Genomic DNA, 16551 nt, shown 5'->3' on the forward strand with positions numbered 1-16551 from the left:
AACACTCCGAAGGAGAACCCTATGAGCGAGAGCCCCGAGCTGCTGCCCGTCACCGAGAAGAAGTCCAGCTGCGGCTGCCACGAGCACAGCGACGAGCGCCTCACCCTGGACGCGCGTGCCATCCCGCACCGCCTGCGCCACGCCGCGGTCATCGGAGCCGCCTCCTCCTTGAACCCCGGTGAGGGCTTCGACCTGGTGGCCCCGCACGTGCCCACCCCGCTGCTGGCTCAGATCGACCAGCTGCCCTTCACCTTCCAGCACACGCTGCTGGAGCAGTCCGAGGGCTTCGCGCGCGTCGAGATCCTGCGCACCGCCTGATCCGCGCCTCAGCGCGGCCGGTCGGCGGGAGGCGCCCGCGGGTCCAAGCCCTTGGCTTCGGCCACGAGCTCGGGGCCTCAGTGGGCCTGACTCCATGCCACCGACGCGCTCCCGATATGCTCACCGCATGACGCCAGCACCGCTCGATGCCGTGGTCGTCGGCCCGAGCAGGAGCCGTGGGACCTCCGCGGACCTGCCCATGCCGACGACCCGGCCGGTGCTACCCGACCTGTCTGAACGTCCCGGCACGTCGGCACCGGCTGCCGACGGAGTCCCCCAGCAGCTGGTCGACCGCTACGGGCGCACCGTGCGCGACCTGCGCCTGTCCATCACGGACCGCTGCAACCTGCGCTGCACCTACTGCATGCCCGCGCAGGGACTGCAGTGGCTGCCCACCCCGAATCTGCTGACCACCGCCGAGCTCACCCGCCTGGGGCGCATCGCCGTCGAGCGCCTGGGAGTCGAGCGCATCCGATTGACCGGGGGCGAGCCGCTGCTGCGGCGCGACCTGGAGGAGATCGTCGGGGCGCTGTCCGCGCTGCGGACGTCGAGCGGACTCAAGCCGGACATCGCCCTGACCACGAACGGCCTGGGCCTGGAGAAGCGGGCCGCCGGGCTGCGGGCGGCGGGCCTGGACCGCGTCAACGTCTCCATCGACTCCCTGGACCCGCGGGACTACGCCGCCATCACTCGCCGCGACCGGCTCCCCGACGTCCTGACCGGGATCGCCGGCGCCCAGGAGGCCGGCCTGGCCCCCATCAAGATCAATGCCGTGGCCGTGCCCGCCACCGTGGAGGAGCGGGCACCGCGACTCCTGGCCGAGTGCCTGCGCCGCGGCTGGCAGCTGCGGTTCATCGAGCACATGCCGCTGGGCCCCCGCGAGACCTGGAGCAGCCAGGACGTCGTCGGCGTCGATCAGATCCTGGGGGTGCTGCGGGAGGCCGGATTCATCCTCACCGAGGTGGGCCGCCCGGACCGTCGTCCGGCGGCGCTGTGGCGCGTCGCCGCCGGAAGCGCGGCGGGCCAGGACCATCCGGCCGGGACAGTGGGTGTCATCGCCTCGGTCACCGCCCCCTTCTGCTCGGACTGCGACCGTACCCGCATCACAGCCGACGGGCGCCTCATGACCTGCCTGTTCTCCAGCACCGAGACCGACCTGCGCGGCCCCATGCGCGCCGGGGCCGACGACGACGAGCTCATCCGCATCTGGGCCAGCGCCACCTGGGGCAAGCCCCGCGCGCACGGCTCGGACAGTCCCCAGACCGAGAGCGACGGCTTCGCCCGCCCGCAGCGCACCATGTCGGCCATCGGCGGCTGACCCGAGTTCTAAGGAGCCCCATGATGAGTCCCTCCCCTGAGATGTCCCCCCAGGCGGGCGCGCACGCGGGTCAGGCGCAGATCTCTGTGACCCTGCGCTACTTCGCCGCGGCCGCCGAGGCCGCAGGCCGCCCCGAGGAGCGCCTGGACCTGCCCGTCGGCACGACGCTGGCGGGTCTGCGCGAGCAGCTGTCGGGGCGGGGCCTGGAGATGGCGCGGGTCATCCCGATCTGCAGCTTCCTGGTCAACTCGGTCTCCACCCCGGCGGACTCGCTCACGCCCCTGGCCGACGGCGACGCCGTCGACGTGCTCCCGCCCTTCGCCGGCGGGTGAGTCTCGCCGCTCCCGCATCGAGCCGGGCATTTTTCGCGTAGCCCGACCGTTTTTCTGCCCGGCTACGCGAGAAATGCCCGGCTCGGTGAGAAGGAGGGGAGATCAGGCGATGTTGCTCCACTGGCTCGAGCCGTCGGTGAAGGTCTGGCGCTTCCACACGGGCAGGCGCTCCTTGACCTCCTCGACGATCTGGCCGCACACGGCGAAGGCCTCGGCGCGGTGGTCGGAGCTGACTGCGACCGCGAGCGCCGTCTCCCCGACGCTCAGGTCACCGACGCGGTGGACGACGCCCAGGGCCCGCACCCGACCCCGCTGGGCCACGTCCTGGGCGATCTGCTCGACGACCTGGCCGGCCGTGGGGTGGCAGGAGTAGCCGATGCCGGTGACGGCGCGCTCGGCGTCGTGGTTGCGGACCACGCCCTCAAAGGTGACGACGGCGCCGGCGGCGGCGTCCTGGACGGCGTCGGCGAGCTCGGTGACGCTGATGGGGGCCTCGGTGACCTCGGCGCGTACCACGCGGGCCGTGGGAGCCGGGAGCGGCCGGCTGGGCTGGTCGGGGCTGGGCGTCACGGGGGTCTCCTCGATCTGGGCGGCGGGCTGGGCGTGATCGGATGGTCGGCCGCGAGCATACCCACGTGGGCTTCCCCGGCTGGACGGGCATGATAGGCCCAGGACGTTCGGGCACTGACCCGCCTGCAGCCGTTGGCCCTGAGGTCACCACCCGCAGGGCACTCGCCAAAGGAAGGACCACTATGGCGCAGATGATCCCCTTGGAGGACTACGTCTCCCAGGTGCTGGAGGCCCTCTCACCCCTGGAGGGCGAGCGCTTGGAGCTGAGGCGGGCGCACGGCCGGGTGCTGGCCGAGGACGTGACCGCCGTCGTCCCGGTGCCGCCGTGGACGAACTCGGCGATGGACGGTTACGCGGTGCGCGCGAGGGACACGACCGGTGCCTGCCCGCAAACGCCTGTGGTTCTGCCGGTGAGCGGGGACGTCCCGGCTGGCGCCGCACCGTGCCCGCTTGTGGCGGGAACCGCTCAGCGGATCATGACCGGGGCGATGCTGCCTAAGGGAGCGGACGCCGTGGTCAAGGTGGAGGACACCGACCAGGCTCCCGGCCCGCACCCGATTCCTGCGCGTGTCGAGATCCGCACCGCAGCCAGCCCCGGTCTCAACGTGCGCCGTGCCGGGGAGAACGTGGCCGCGGGCGATCCGGTCATGGCGGCGGGGACGAGACTGTCCGCGGCGGCCATCTCCGCCCTGGCCTCCGTGGGGCTCGGCTCGGTGCTGGTGCGGCCGCAGGTGCGCGTGGCGGTGGTCTCCACCGGGGCAGAGCTGCGTGACGCCGGCCAGGCGCTGGAGCCCGGGACGATCCCCGACTCCAACTCCCTGCTGCTGGCTGGGCTGGTCGCCGAGCAGGGGGCCGCGTGCACGAGCGTGGCCCGCAGCGGTGACACGGCCGATGCCCTGGCTGAGGTGCTGCGGCAGGCCGCTGCCGGCGCCGATCTCATCGTCACCTCGGGGGGCGTGTCCGCGGGGGCCTTCGATCCTCTGACGATGCTGGCGCAGGCGCAGGCACAGCGGGGCGAGGAGGCCCCGGTGCACCTGGACTTCGTCAAGGTGGCCATGCAGCCGGGCAAGCCCCAGGGGCACGGCTGGGTGCTCGCCGACGACGGCCGGCGGGTGCCGATCATCTGCCTGCCGGGCAACCCGGTGAGCGTCCTGGTGTCCTTCACCACGATCGTGGCCCCGGCGCTGGCCCGTCTGGCCGGGCAGGATACGGCAGACGGCGCCGAGCCGCTCCCGGGGCGGCCGAGCCTGACGGCGCGTGCGGCAGTGGGCTGGCGGACCCCGCCGGGGCGGCGCCAGCACGTGCCGGTGCGTTTCACCGAGGCCCCCGCCGGCTCCGACGTCAGTTCCGGCCTCGGCGACGGTGCGGGCCTGCCCTGGGTGACACCCACCCACCGGCTGGGCTCCGGCTCGCACCTGGTGGCCTCGCTGCCCGCCGCGCAGGCCCTGGCGGTGGTGGCCGCCGAGGTCGAGGCGGTCGAGGTCGGCGACGAACTGCCCCTCATCCCGCTGCCCGCCTCGTAGAGCCCGCCGGCCGTCCTCAAGTCCGCCTGCGAGAATCCCGGACCGCGTCCACGGGGCGCGATCCCACGCACCATTGAAGGAGCCTCCCATGACTACCCGCCCCGAGATCACCCTCACCCACCTGGATGACGCGGGCGCCGCGTACATGGTGGATGTCACCGCCAAGACCCCGACTGTGCGCGAGGCCCGCGCCACCGCCTTCGTGGCCTGCTCGGAGGTGATCGTCGACGCCCTGCGCGACGGCGCGGTCCCCAAGGGCGACGTGCTCGCCGTGGCCCGCGTGGCCGGGATCGCGGCAACCAAGAAGGTCCCCGAGCTCCTCCCCCTGGCGCACGTCATCGGCGTGCACGGGGCGCGCGTGGACCTGGAGATCGTCGACGGCGGCGTGCGCATCGAGACCACGGTGCGCACGGCCGACCGCACAGGCGTGGAGATGGAGGCCCTCACCGCCGCCACCGTGGCGGGACTGGCGATCGTCGACATGGTCAAGGGAGTGGACCGGGCCGTCGAGCTGCGCGAGGCCAGGGTGGTGGCCAAGTCCGGGGGGCGCTCAGGGGACTGGGTGCGCGGTGACCGCGGTGACGAGGCCTGAGCAGACGGACCGCGCCGCCGTGAGCACCACGGATGCGGCCGAGGTCGCCGAGGTCGCCGACGTCATTGTGCTGGCCGGCGGGACTGGCGCTCGGTTGGACGGAGCCTCCAAGCCCGACGTCGTCGCCCGGGGGCGGCGCCTGCTCGACCATGTGCTGGCCGGCCTGGAGCAGCTGCGGACGCAGGGCCTTCCGCTCGGGGGCGTGTGCGTCGTCGCCCCGGCGGAGGTCGCGCTGCCCTGCGGCGTCCTGCGGGCGCTGGAGGACCCGCCTCTGGGAGGGCCCGTCGCCGGGATCGCGGCCGGGCTGGAGCTCCTGGGCAGGAGCCATCCGGTTGCGGGGCTCACCGGGATCCTCACCTGCGACGCGCCCTTGTCCTGGCAGGCGCTGCCGGCCCTGCACCGGGCGCTTGCGCAGGCCGGTCCGGAGCTGGACGGCGTCTGTGCCCGCGACGGCGAGCACACTCAGTACCTACTGGGCCTCTACCGCCGCCGGGCACTGGCCGCAGCCGTCGCCCCGGGCGGCGTGCCTCTGCGGGACACGGCCGTGCGCCGGGCCCTCGGGGCGCTCCGTGTCACAGCCATCCCCACGACCCACGATGTCGTGCGGGACCTGGACACCTGGGCCGAGGTCCGCGCCTGGGACTCGGGCCGCTGCGGGTAGCGGTCCCGCTCAGGCCAGCGAGTTGCCTCATAACCTGTGAGCTTCGGAGGTCATGGCACCTCAGGCCACCAGTGGGGCGGCCCGACCGGAGACCCCGCCAGTGCGCAGGGTGTCGTGGCGCCTTAAGACACCGGCGCGGGTGGACCGGGCCCTCTTGACCTGACGCGCCCCGCCGCCGGGGGCGGTTCGGCTACCCGCAGCCGCTGGGATGGCGCCCGGCCTGTACTGCACGAGGGTCGGGATCCACTGGAGGAGGGTTGGGGGTACTCCGGGTAGGTGGGGCCTTCGTGCAGTACGCACAACCCTCAACCAGTAGATCCCCATCCTCGTGGAGTAGACCGACTCAGGGCGGGTGCAGGCCGGAGACGGTGTCGCGTCGGCGCCACCAGCCCCCGGAGCAGGAGTCGGAAAGGGTAGGGCAGCGGATGGTGGGGCCGGCCCTGGGTTGAGAGCACCCCGCACGGCCGCCAAGGCCCCGCGGAGTCGATCCCGCCAGCCGATCCAGTGTCCACAGCGCTGACATGAGCGAGCCCGCCGTCGGAGCGCCCGGCGAGGATCGTTGGAATGCTGCGATTTCTCCTCGGCGTGCAGCGGCGGCGCAGAGTTGATGCCAGCACCATGGACACCCACGCTCCGCCGGCCATCTTCCAGCTCACCGTCGACTCCAGGACCACCAGTCTGCCCCGAGCTCCCACCTGAGCGAGTGCTTCAGGAGTGAGGAGAAGTGAGGAGACAGGACAGCCGCTCAGGCTAAGACCCCTGGTGGCACTCAGCGGCACTCAGTGGTCTCCGCCGCCGAGCTGCTCCAGGACATGGGGCACCAGGGGGCCGACGACGGCGACGGTGTCCTTGACCCCGCCGCGTGAGCCGGGGGCGTTGACGACCAGGGCGCCCTCAGCGCCGCGAGAGGTCACTCCCACCAGGCCGCGGGACAGTCCGGCCAGTGGCGTCTTGGTCAGCCCGTGGGCGCGGATCTGCGCCTCGATGCCCTCGATACGGGTCTCCAACAGCGGCGCGGTGGCCTCCGGGGTGAGGTCCCGGGGGGTGACGCCGGTGCCGCCCGTGGTCAGGACGACCCGCGCGCCGGCAGACACCGCCCGTCTGATCGCCTCACGCACCGGCTCGACGCCGTCGGGCACGAGGTCGACCTTCTCGACGACGACGTCGTGCTCGGCCAGGAGGCGCTGAGCCAGCGGACCGGAGAGGTCCTCTCGCTCACCGCTGACACAGCGGTCGGAGACAGTGATGACAGCGCCCTTGACGGGCTCGGACAGGGCCGCCAGGCCCTTCTGGACGATGGGGGTCTCACTCATGGCCTCACCGTAGTCCGCGTACGCTCCGCTCAGGCTCCTCCGGCTCCCGCCCGGTGTTTCAAGGGCAACACGTCCCGATTCAACCAGTAACCCCAATTAGGCAACTTTCACTTAACCTAATTCACCGCCCTTCGTCACCTCCAAGACGTCAGTTTCGCCTCGTATTGCTCGGACATTCGTCCCTTGCGTGAAGGCCCTGCCGAGGCCATGCATCATGTGGGTGGCGCGTGCCCGCACGCCCCTCCCACATCGTTACGACAGCCTCAGGTCCACGGCGCCGTCGCCCAGCTGACCAGGCCTTACACACAGCAGGAGCCCTATGTCCACGCTCGACACCTCCGGTCGCGTCCTCACAGGGTGGAACCCCGAGGAGCCGGAGAACTGGTCCGCGAAGATCGCCTGGACCACCCTGATCATCTCGACCTACTCGATGATCCTGGCCTTCTGCGTCTGGTTCCTCCCCAGTGCGATCGCCCCCAAGCTCACTGAGATCGGCTTCAAGCTCACCGATAGCCAGCTGTACTGGCTCGCTGCCATGCCCGGCCTGTCATGCGGCCTGATCCGCCTCGTCTACATGTTCCTGCCGCCGATCGTCGGCACGCGCAAGCTCGTCGCATGGTCATCCCTGCTCTACGCACTGCCGATGCTCGGCTGGTTCTTCGCGGTGCAGAGCACCAAGACGAGCTTCGGGACGCTGCTCGCTCTGGCCTTCGCCTGCGGGATCGGAGGCGGCTCGTTCTCCGGCTACATGCCCTCGACCGGGTACTTCTTCCCCAAGCGGCTGACCGGTACTGCCCTGGGGATCCAGGCGGGCGTCGGGAACCTGGGAATGAGCATCATCCAGCTGCTGAGCCCCTGGCTCATGGGTTTCGGACTGCTGGGCATCACCTGGATCGCCCCCCAGCACGCCAGCAGCGGCCAGGTCTGGGTACACAACGCGGCCGTCTTCTTCATCCCGTGGACCATCGTGGCCGCCCTCCTCGCCTTCGCCCTGCTCAAGGACGTCCCGGTCAAGGCCAACATCCGCCAGCAGATCGACATCTTCACCAACCCCGACACCTGGTACATGACACTCATGTACGTGGCGACCTTCGGCCTGTTCTCCGGGTTCGCCGCACAGTTCGGACTCCTCATCAAGAACACCTACGGACCTCAGTCCGCCCTGGCCGAGCACTTCGACAAGTCCCTGCTGCCCCTGGGTGCGACCTACGCCTTCCTCGGGCCACTGATCGGGTCGGTGGTCCGAATGCTGTGGGGGCCCCTGTGCGACCGCTTCGGCGGGGCCATCTGGACCTTCATCTCCATCGTCGGGATGGGGGCCACGCTGGCCGTCACCACCTTCTATCTCCACCCGACCGATCCGGCGCAGTTCCCTGGGTTCCTGTGGTCCATGCTGGCGATGTTCTTCTTCTCCGGCCTGGGCAACGCCGGCACCTTCAAGCAGATGCCGATGATCATGCCCAAGCGGCAGGCCGGCGGCGCCATCGGCTTCACGGCCGCCATTGCCAGCCTGGGGCCCTTCATCGTCGGCGTCGCCATCGCCTCCCTGGGCGCCACCGCCTGGTTCTGGATCTCGGTCGCCTACTGCGCCGTGTGCGCGGTCATCTGCTGGCTGCGCTACGCGCGACCGGGAGCCCCGTTCCCGGGCTGAGTTCCAGCATCCGGCGTCCGCCCGGGCCACCCACAACCGACTGACGGGCTCGGCGGCGCGGCGGCTCATGGCTCGCCCGCCGCCTGCCCCGTCGGGGGCATTCAACGCCCGCCGGTCGCCATCGGCCCACCGGGCCGCCGCCAGCCAGCCCCCCCCAAGCTGAACACCGATGAACACAGACACACCATTGACCACCTACCAGCTTCACGGACCAAAGGACCATTGATGAGCACCACCGGCTCCCAGACCACCGGCCCCGGGATCGTCCCTGGACCCGACCAGCAGGTCGAGAACGCCCCCGGACTGCTCACGCTGGGCTCGTACCTGCGTCGAGGACAAGCCTCTGCCGACGCCCGCCGCCTGTTCCTCACAGGAGGGCGCGAGGCCGATACCTTCTACCGCCACCGGTGGAGCCACGACAAGATGGTCCACTCCACCCACGGGGTCAACTGCACCGGGTCGTGCGCCTGGGAGGTCTACGTCTCTGACGGCATCATCACCTGGGAGAAGCAGATCACCGACTACCCCACCACGGGGCCGGACATGCCCGAGTACGAGCCCCGCGGCTGCCCGCGCGGCGCGGCCTTCTCCTGGTACACCTACTCCCCCACGCGCATCCGCTACCCCTACGTGCGCTCAGTCCTGCTGGACGCCTTCCGCGCCGCGAAGGCCGACAACGACGGCGACCCGGTCGCCGCCTGGGCGCAGGTCACCGGTGACCCCGCCACCGCCAAGGCCTACAAGTCCGCCCGAGGCAAGGGCGGCATGGTCCGCGTGGGCTGGGACGAGGCCATGGAGATCGTCGCGGCCGCCTACGTCCACACCATCCGCGCCTGGGGCCCGGACCGGATCGCCGGCTTCAGCGTCATCCCGGCCATGTCCCAGGTCTCCTACGGAGCCGGAGGCCGCCTCCATGAGCTCATCGGCGCCACGATGCTCTCCTTCTACGACTGGTACGCCGACCTGCCGCCGGCCTCACCGCAGGTCTTCGGGGACCAGACCGACGTCCCCGAGGCCGGTGACTGGTACAACTCCCAGTACCTCATGATGTGGGGCTCCAACCTGCCGCTGACCCGTACCCCGGACGCCCACTTCATGACCGAGGCCCGCTACCACGGGCAGAAGGTCGTGGCCGTCTCCCCCGACTACGCCGACAACACCAAGTTCGCCGACCAGTGGCTGCGCGTGGCCCCGGGCACCGACGGCGCCCTGGCGCAGGCGATGGGGCACGTCATCCTCTCCGAGTTCCACGTCAAGCGCGAGGAGTCCTTCTTCCTGGACTACATGCGCCGTCACACCGACTCCCCCTTCCTCATCGGCCTGGAGCCCTCCCCCGACGGTACCGCGTACGTGCCCGGACGCTTCGTGACGGCCTCCGACGTCAACGGCGTCGCCACCGGCGCGCCGAAGAACGAGTTCCGCCCCCTCGTGTGGGACCGCGAGCGCGGCCCGGCCGACCCCGGCGGTACCCTGGCCGACCGATTCACCCCCGAGGGTGAGGGCAAGTGGAACCTGCTCATGGACGGTGTCGACCCGGTCATGAGCATCCTAGACCTGCACGGACAGGGCCCCCAGGTGCAGGCCGCCGAGGTTCTCCTGCCCCGCTTCGACCTGCCCGGCTCCTCCACCCCCGAGGGTTCTGTGGGCGGCGGCGTCGTGCGTCGCGGCGTGCCGGTCACTCGCATCGGGGACCGCCTGGTCACCACCGTCTACGACCTGCTCCTGGCCCAGTACGCCGTCGAGCGCCCCTCCATGCCGGGCGAGTGGCCCGCGGACTACCAGGACGCCACCGTCCCGGGCACACCCGCCTGGGCCAGCGAGATCACCGGCGTTCCCGGCCCCGCCATCATCCAGGTGGCGCGCGACTTCGCCCTCAACGCCGTGGAGTCCGGCGGCCGCTCCCAGATCGTCATGGGCGCGGGCATCAACCACTACTACCACGCCGACCAGATTTACCGAACGATCCTGGCGCTGACCTCCATGTGCGCCACCCAGGGCGTCAACGGCGGTGGCTGGGCCCACTACGTGGGTCAGGAGAAGGTCCGCCCGCTCAGCGGCTTCCAGCAGTACGCCTTCGCCCTGGACTGGCACCGCCCGGCCCGGCAGATGATCGCCACCGGCTTCTGGTACATCACCACCGACCAGTGGCGCTACGACACCACCTCCGCCGAGCGCCTGGCCTCCCCGCTGGGGCCCGGCACCCTGGCGGGCAAGACGACCACCGACGCCATGGTCGAGGCCATGAAGCGCGGGTGGACGCCGTCCTACCCGACCTTCAACCGCAGCCCGCTGCTGCTGGGCCAGCAGGCCGCCGAGGCGGGCATGGACCCCAAGGACTACGTCGTCGAGCAGCTGCGCTCCGGTGAGCTGCGCTTCGCCTGCGAGGACCCCGACGCCCCCGAGAACTTCCCGCGCATCCTGTGCTCGTGGCGCACGAACCTGCTGGGCAGCTCGGCCAAGGGCACGGAGTTCTTCCTGCGCCACATGGTGGGCGCGGACAACGACGTCAACGCCGTCGAGGCCCCACCCGAGCAGCGTCCCGCCTCGGTGACCTGGCGCGACGAGGCCCCCGTGGGCAAGCTCGACCTCATGTGGACCGCGGACTTCCGCAACACCTCCACCACCCTGCACTCCGACGTCGTCCTGCCGGCGGCCACCTGGTACGAGAAGCACGACATCTCCTCGACCGACATGCACCCCTTCGTGCACTCCTTCAACGCGGCCATCGACCCACCCTGGGAGGCGCGCACCGACTTCCAGGTCTTCCAGACCCTGGCCGGGCTCATCTCCGCCTGGGCGCCGCGCTACCTGGGCACCCAGACCGACGTCGTCGCCGCGCCCCCTGACGCACGACACCCCCGACGCCCTGACGATGGCGCACGGTGACGTGTCCTGCCTCCCCCAGGAGTGGGTGCCGGGAGTGACGATGCCCAAGCTGGTGCCCACCGAGCGCGACTACACCCAGATCCGGGCCAAGTTCGACGCCCTGGGGCCCCTGGCCGAGAAGCTGGGGATTCCCTGCAAGGGCATCATGCTCAAGCCCGGCCCGGAGGTGGAGCGCCTGGCCCGCAACCACGGGGTCTCCTCCGACGGCGTGGCCGCCGGCCGGCCGCTGATCGACACCGACATCCGCGCCGCCGACGCGATCCTGACGCTGTCGGGCACCACCAACGGGCGCATCTCCACCGAGGGCTGGGACACGCTGTCCAAGCGCACCGGCACCCCGCTGGTCGAGCTCAGCGAGGAGGAGGCCGGCAAGCACATCTCCTTCGCCGACACCCAGGTCAAGCCCCAGGGAGTCATCACCTCCCCGGAGTGGTCCGGCTCCGAGCACGGCGGGCGGCGCTACTCGGCCTTCGTGGTCAACGTGGAGCACGCCAAGCCCTGGCACACCCTGACCGGGCGCATGCACTACTACCTCGACCACGACTGGATGCGGGACATGGGCGAGTCCCTGCCCATCTTCCGGCCGCCGCTAGACTTCCACGCCCTGTACGGGGAGGCCGCGCCGGGCTCGGTGTCCACGAGCCAGGCGGGCACGGCGGAGGTCGCGGTGCGCTACATCACCGCGCACAACAAGTGGGCGATCCACTCGCAGTACTTCGACAACCTGCACATGCTCACGCTGGGACGCGGAGGCCAGACCATCTGGATGAGCCCCCAGGACGCCGACAAGATCGGCGTCAAGGACAACGAGTGGGTCGAGGCCTACAACCGCAACGGCATCGTGGCGGCGCGTGCCGTCGTCTCCCACCGCATCCCCGAGGGCATGGTCTTCATGCACCACGCCCAGGAGCGCACCATGAACACCCCACTGACCGAGACCAGCGGCAGGCGCGGCGGGACGCATAACTCGCTGACCCGGATCGTGCTCAAGCCCAGCCACTTCGCCGGCGGCTACGGGCAGCTGTCCTACGCCTTCAACTACATCGGCCCCACGGGCAACAACCGCGACGAGGTCACGCTTATCCGTCGCCGCAGCAACCAGGAGGTGACGTTCTGATGAAGGTCATGGCCCAGATCGCAATGGTGATGAACCTCGACAAGTGCATCGGCTGCCACACCTGTTCAGTGACCTGCAAGCAGGCCTGGACCAACCGCGAGGGCACCGAGTACATGTGGTTCAACAACGTCGAGACCCGCCCCGGTGTCGGCTACCCCAAGGGGTGGGAGGACCAGGACACCTGGCGCGGCGGCTGGGAGCGCACCGCCTCGGGCCGCCTGCGGCCCCGCTCGGGCGGGCGCCTGCGCCGCCTGGCCAACATCTTCGCCAACCCGGAGATGCCCACGGTCGAGGACTACTACGAGCCGTGGACCTACGAGTACGACCGTCTGCTCTCGGCCCCCAAGGACTCCCCGGCGATTCCGGTGGCGCGCGCCAAGAGCCAGCTGACCGGCGAGTACATGCCCACCATCAAGTGGGGTCCCAACTGGGACGACGACCTGGGCGGCTCCATGGAGACCCTCCAGCAGGACCCGATCATCGAGGCGATGAGCACGAAGGTGCGCACCGACATCGAGTCGGCCTTCATGTTCTATCTGCCGCGCATCTGCGAGCACTGCCTCAACCCCACCTGCGTGTCCGCCTGCCCGTCGGGCGCCATGTACAAGCGCACCGAGGACGGCATCGTCCTGGTGGACCAGGACGCCTGCCGCGGCTGGCGCATGTGCGTGTCGGCCTGCCCCTACAAGAAGGTCTACTTCAACCACGCCACCGGCAAGGCCGAGAAGTGCACCCTGTGCTACCCGCGCCTGGAGGTCGGCGAGCCCACCGTGTGCTCGGAGACCTGCGTGGGCCGCCTGCGCTACCTGGGCGTCCTCCTCTACGACGCCGATCGCGTCTCGCAGGCCGCCGCCGTCAAGGACCCGCAGGACCTGTACATGGCCCAGCGCGAGATCCTCCTCAACCCCCACGATCCCGAGGTCGTGGCGGGCGCGCGCGCCGAGGGCGTCCCGGACAACTGGATCGAGGCGGCCCAGGCCTCCCCCGTCTGGGACCTCATCGACACCTACGAGGTGGCCCTGCCCCTGCACCCCGAGTACCGCACCATGCCGATGGTCTGGTACATCCCGCCGCTCTCCCCGGTCGTCGACGAGGTCGCGGCCGCCGGCCTGGACGGCGAGAACTACAAGGTGCTGCTCACGGCCGTCTCCGACATGCGCATTCCGCTGGAGTACCTGGCGGGCCTGTTCACGGCCGGTGAGACCAACACGGTCGAGCTCGTGCTGCGGCGCCTGGCCGCGATGCGCTCCCACATGCGCGACGTGCGCCTGGGCCGCGAGCCCGACCCGGCTATCGCCGCCGCCGTGGGACTGGACGGCAAGAAGCTGGAGGCCATGTACCGCCTGCTGGCCATCGCCAAGTACGACGACCGCTACGTCATCCCCACCACCAAGCCCGAGGTCCCCCGTGGTATGAAGTCCATGGGCAACGACGTCAAGACCCTCCTGGGTGAGGGCGCTCCGGCCGGGTGCCACCCCGACGTCGCCTCCTTCCACGGCCAGGGCGGCGGCACCATGAACGGCGGACCGGTGAGCCTGCCGCTGCCGACCGTGCGCCGCGAGCCGGTGCCTGCCGCCGGCCCGGGCATCCCGCAGGTCGGTGTGCCTGAGCCGGTGGGTCAGGCCCGGTCGGCTGACTCCTCCGCCCGGGCCGCCTCGACCGGCCCGGCGGTCGCAGCCCCCAGGGACCTCTGAAATGGTCTCCTTCGTTCGCGCCCCCCGGGTTCTTCAGAAGCCCGCCGAGGTGCACCTGACGCCCTCTCAGCGAGCCACCGTGCACATGGCGGCCTCGCTGCTGCTGGACTACCCGGCTGAGGGGACTTTGGAGACGCGTCTGAACGCCGTCGAGGCCGAGCTGGCCACGCTGCCGGCGGAGGTGGCCGTCCTCCTGGAGGAGTTCATCGCTCAGGCACGACGCCGCGGTGAGCGGGCCATGGCCGAGCACTACGTGGAGGTCTTCGACCGACGTCGGCGCTGCTGCCTGTACCTGACGTACTACACGGTGGGTGACACCCGGCACCGGGGCGCCGCGCTGCTGGCCTTCAAACAGGCACTGGCGGCGGCCGGCTACGAGATGGCCGCCGACGAGCTGCCCGACTACCTGCCGGTGGTCCTTGAGCTGTCCGCGCGCAGCGGCGACGAGGTGGCCAGCACGCTCCTGTCCTCCCATCGCGAGGGCATCGAGGTGCTGCGCAGCGCCCTGACCGACGCCGTCTCCCCCTACGCGGGGCTGGTGGAGGCCGTCTCCATGACCCTGCCGCAGATCGACGAGGCCACCGCCGAGCGCGTGCGCGCCCTCGTGGCGGCCGGGCCACCCACCGAGACCGTCGGTGTCACCGACACCCTGCCCTTCCCGACCATTCCCGTGCGCAACCCGAGCCTGTCCGGCACACCCGCTGTGCCGGGCTCGGTACCAGTCGCCGATCCTTCCCCCTTCACGAGCAGCCAGGAGAGCATGACATGAGCCCGATTCAGCAGAACCTCATGTGGGTGGCCCTGCCCTACGCCAGCCTGGTGCTGCTGGTGGCAGGCATGATCTGGCGGTGGCGCACCGACCAGTTCGGCTGGACCTCCCGCTCCTCGCAGTGGAACGAGTCCCGCATCCTGCGCCTGGCCTCCCCCCTGTTCCACCTGGGCTTCCTCATGGTGATGGCCGGTCACGTCGTCGGGCTCCTGGTGCCCAAGGACGTCACTGAGATGCTGGGCGTCTCCGAGCACATGTACCACCTGGGCGCCACCTACCTGGGATCCTTCGCGGCCATCCTGACGATCGTGGGCCTGGCCGGACTCATCTACCGGCGCATCGTCGTCAAGAGCGTGCGCCTGGCCACCACCCGCAACGACCTGGTCGCGTACTGCTTCCTCGTCGTCCCGATCCTGCTGGGCTCGGCAGCCACGGCCCTCAACCAGCTCGCCGACGCCCACGGCTACGACTACCGCGAGACGATCAGCCCCTGGCTGCGCTCGGTGCTGGTCCTCCAGCCGCGTCCCGAGCTCATGGCTGACGTGCCGGTCTCCTTCAAGCTCCACGTCATCGCGGGCTTCCTGCTCCTGGCAATCTGGCCCTTCACCCGCCTGGTTCATGCGGTCTCCGCACCCGTGGGCTACGTAACCCGCCCCTACGTGGTCTACCGTTCGCGCGAGGGGGCCACCTCCACTGCCCGGGCCTCCCGCGGCTGGACCCCGGTACGGACCCAGGGCACCGGCAACCAAGGAGCCAACGACGTCACCCCTTCTCAGGGCGCCTGATCCCGGTTGCCCCGCCCCAAAAGGACAACACATGGGTATCACTCGTCGAGCGGCCATCGCCGCCGTCAGCCTGCTCTCCGCCGTCTGTCTGGCCGCGTGCGGCGGCTCCGACTCCAACAGCTCCACCGGTGCCGCTTCGGACGCCGCCTCCGCGAGCGCCTCGGGCGGCGCGCAGAAGGCCACCGGCAAGGTCACGGTCCTGGCCGCCGCCTCCCTCCAGGGGGCCTTCGAGGAGATCGAGAAGACCGTGGAGAAGGACAACCCTGGCCTGGACGTCACCTTCGACTTCCAGGGCTCCCAGGACCTGGTGGCCTCTTTGGCGGGTGGCGACAGCGCCGACGTCCTGGCCACGGCCAACAACTCCACGATGAAGACCGCTGCGGACCAGAAGCTGGTCGGGAGCCAGACCGAGTTCGCCACCAACGTCCTGACCCTCATCGTCCCCAAGGGCAACCCCAAGAAGATCACCGGGCTGGACTCGTCGCTTGACGGCGCCAACCTGGTCATCTGCGCCCCCGAGGTGCCCTGCGGTGAGGCCGCCAAGAAGCTTGCCAACGCCCTGGGCGTCACCCTCAACCCGGTCTCCGAGGAGCAGAAGGTGACCGATGTGCGCGGCAAGGTCGAGTCCGGTGAGGCCGACGCCGGCATCGTCTACACCACCGACGCGGCGGCCGCCAAGGACAAGGCGGACAAGATCGACATCCCCGACGGCGGCGTCGTCAACCACTACCCGATCGCCCAGACGGCCGAGCCCGAGAACCCCGCGGGCGCACAGGTCTTCATCGATGCCGTCACCGGCAAGACCGGTCAGGAGATCCTGGCCAAGCACGGCTTCGGCAAACCCGGCAGCACCACTGCCGGAGCGAGTGCCGGGGCCTCCGCCGCAGGCAGCGCGGCGGCCAGCACCGGGGCCGGCTCCGAGGCCAGCACTGCCCCGTCCCAGGCCGCGACCGCTGAGGGGTCCTCCACCCCGGAGGCGAACAAGCCCACCGCGCAGACCACTGCTCCGTGACGGTTTGCCG

The 16551-nt window shown here is 70.6% G+C and carries 15 protein-coding genes and 1 pseudogene; 13 read left to right on the forward strand and 3 right to left on the reverse strand.

The genetic code is table 11. The annotated features are described in order from the left end of the window. Positions 1 to 21 precede the first annotated feature (21 nt). The 3 genes from RIV14_RS07690 to RIV14_RS07700 all read left to right on the forward strand — a co-directional run bounded on the left by RIV14_RS07690 (position 22) and on the right by RIV14_RS07700 (position 1968). On the forward strand, positions 22 to 318 hold the full coding sequence (locus RIV14_RS07690) for a DUF2249 domain-containing protein (protein ID WP_003785642.1): 297 nt from the start codon (positions 22 to 24) through the stop codon (positions 316 to 318). 127 nt (positions 319 to 445) lie between these two features. Next, positions 446 to 1636 (forward strand): GTP 3',8-cyclase MoaA, encoded by a 1191-nt coding sequence (gene moaA / locus RIV14_RS07695; protein ID WP_075372215.1) that lies wholly within the window; start codon positions 446 to 448, stop codon positions 1634 to 1636. A gap of 23 nt (positions 1637 to 1659) precedes the next feature. Next, the gene (locus RIV14_RS07700) at positions 1660 to 1968 is read left to right on the forward strand and encodes a MoaD/ThiS family protein (protein WP_176747124.1); all 309 of its coding nucleotides are present in this window, start codon (positions 1660 to 1662) and stop codon (positions 1966 to 1968) included. A 102-nt stretch (positions 1969 to 2070) separates the two neighbouring features. Here RIV14_RS07700 and RIV14_RS07705 read toward each other — a convergent pair whose 3' ends face one another. Then, complete coding sequence (locus RIV14_RS07705; protein ID WP_178387852.1) at positions 2071 to 2538, reverse strand: molybdenum cofactor biosynthesis protein MoaE; 468 nt, start codon at positions 2536 to 2538, stop codon at positions 2071 to 2073. Positions 2539 to 2720: 182 nt separating this feature from the next. On the opposite strand from RIV14_RS07705, the gene RIV14_RS07710 reads away from it, so the two are divergent. The 3 genes from RIV14_RS07710 (at position 2721) to mobA (ending at position 5314) form a co-directional block, all read left to right on the forward strand. Continuing rightward, a complete protein-coding gene (locus RIV14_RS07710) occupies positions 2721 to 4061 on the forward strand; it encodes a molybdopterin molybdotransferase MoeA (RefSeq protein WP_081381819.1) in 1341 nt (446 codons plus the stop codon). An 88-nt stretch (positions 4062 to 4149) separates the two neighbouring features. Continuing rightward, on the forward strand, positions 4150 to 4653 hold the full coding sequence (gene moaC, locus RIV14_RS07715; RefSeq protein WP_075372214.1) for a cyclic pyranopterin monophosphate synthase MoaC: 504 nt from the start codon (positions 4150 to 4152) through the stop codon (positions 4651 to 4653). 19 nt (positions 4654 to 4672) lie between these two features. Then, positions 4673 to 5314: a molybdenum cofactor guanylyltransferase gene (gene mobA / locus RIV14_RS07720; protein ID WP_075372234.1), complete on the forward strand. Its 642-nt coding sequence runs from the start codon at positions 4673 to 4675 to the stop codon at positions 5312 to 5314. A gap of 60 nt (positions 5315 to 5374) precedes the next feature. Here mobA and RIV14_RS07725 read toward each other — a convergent pair whose 3' ends face one another. Beyond that, positions 5375 to 5545, reverse strand: coding sequence for a hypothetical protein (locus tag RIV14_RS07725; RefSeq protein ID WP_178387851.1), 171 nt, complete (start codon positions 5543 to 5545; stop codon positions 5375 to 5377). Between the two features lie 333 nt (positions 5546 to 5878). Between RIV14_RS07725 and RIV14_RS07730 the strand changes: the two genes are divergently transcribed. After that, positions 5879 to 6013 (forward strand): hypothetical protein, encoded by a 135-nt coding sequence (locus RIV14_RS07730; protein WP_256695088.1) that lies wholly within the window; start codon positions 5879 to 5881, stop codon positions 6011 to 6013. 80 nt (positions 6014 to 6093) lie between these two features. Here the strand turns inward: RIV14_RS07730 and RIV14_RS07735 are convergent, their stop codons facing one another. Further along, complete coding sequence (locus tag RIV14_RS07735) at positions 6094 to 6627, reverse strand: MogA/MoaB family molybdenum cofactor biosynthesis protein (protein ID WP_075372212.1); 534 nt, start codon at positions 6625 to 6627, stop codon at positions 6094 to 6096. A gap of 319 nt (positions 6628 to 6946) precedes the next feature. On the opposite strand from RIV14_RS07735, the gene RIV14_RS07740 reads away from it, so the two are divergent. The 6 genes and pseudogenes from RIV14_RS07740 (at position 6947) to modA (ending at position 16541) form a co-directional block, all read left to right on the forward strand. After that, positions 6947 to 8278 carry an MFS transporter gene (locus tag RIV14_RS07740; protein ID WP_075372211.1) on the forward strand — a complete coding sequence of 444 codons (1332 nt, stop codon included), beginning with the start codon at positions 6947 to 6949 and terminating at the stop codon, positions 8276 to 8278. Positions 8279 to 8503: 225 nt separating this feature from the next. Further along, positions 8504 to 12281 (forward strand): annotated as a pseudogene (locus RIV14_RS07745) (nitrate reductase subunit alpha). Next, the gene (narH, locus tag RIV14_RS07750; RefSeq protein ID WP_075372210.1) at positions 12281 to 13975 is read left to right on the forward strand and encodes a nitrate reductase subunit beta; all 1695 of its coding nucleotides are present in this window, start codon (positions 12281 to 12283) and stop codon (positions 13973 to 13975) included. The pseudogene RIV14_RS07745 and the gene narH overlap by 1 nt, the downstream one beginning before the upstream one ends. A gap of 1 nt (position 13976) precedes the next feature. Beyond that, positions 13977 to 14744 (forward strand): nitrate reductase molybdenum cofactor assembly chaperone, encoded by a 768-nt coding sequence (gene narJ / locus RIV14_RS07755; protein WP_075372209.1) that lies wholly within the window; start codon positions 13977 to 13979, stop codon positions 14742 to 14744. Beyond that, entirely contained in the window at positions 14741 to 15529 is a 789-nt protein-coding gene (narI, locus tag RIV14_RS07760; RefSeq protein ID WP_075372208.1) for a respiratory nitrate reductase subunit gamma, read from the forward strand. The genes narJ and narI overlap by 4 nt, the downstream gene beginning before the upstream one ends. A gap of 31 nt (positions 15530 to 15560) precedes the next feature. Continuing rightward, positions 15561 to 16541, forward strand: coding sequence for a molybdate ABC transporter substrate-binding protein (modA, locus tag RIV14_RS07765; protein ID WP_075372207.1), 981 nt, complete (start codon positions 15561 to 15563; stop codon positions 16539 to 16541). Positions 16542 to 16551: the final 10 nt, after the last annotated feature.

The organism is Actinomyces acetigenes (genome assembly GCF_031296635.1).
GTDB classification, from domain to species: Bacteria; Actinomycetota; Actinomycetes; order Actinomycetales; family Actinomycetaceae; genus Actinomyces; species Actinomyces acetigenes.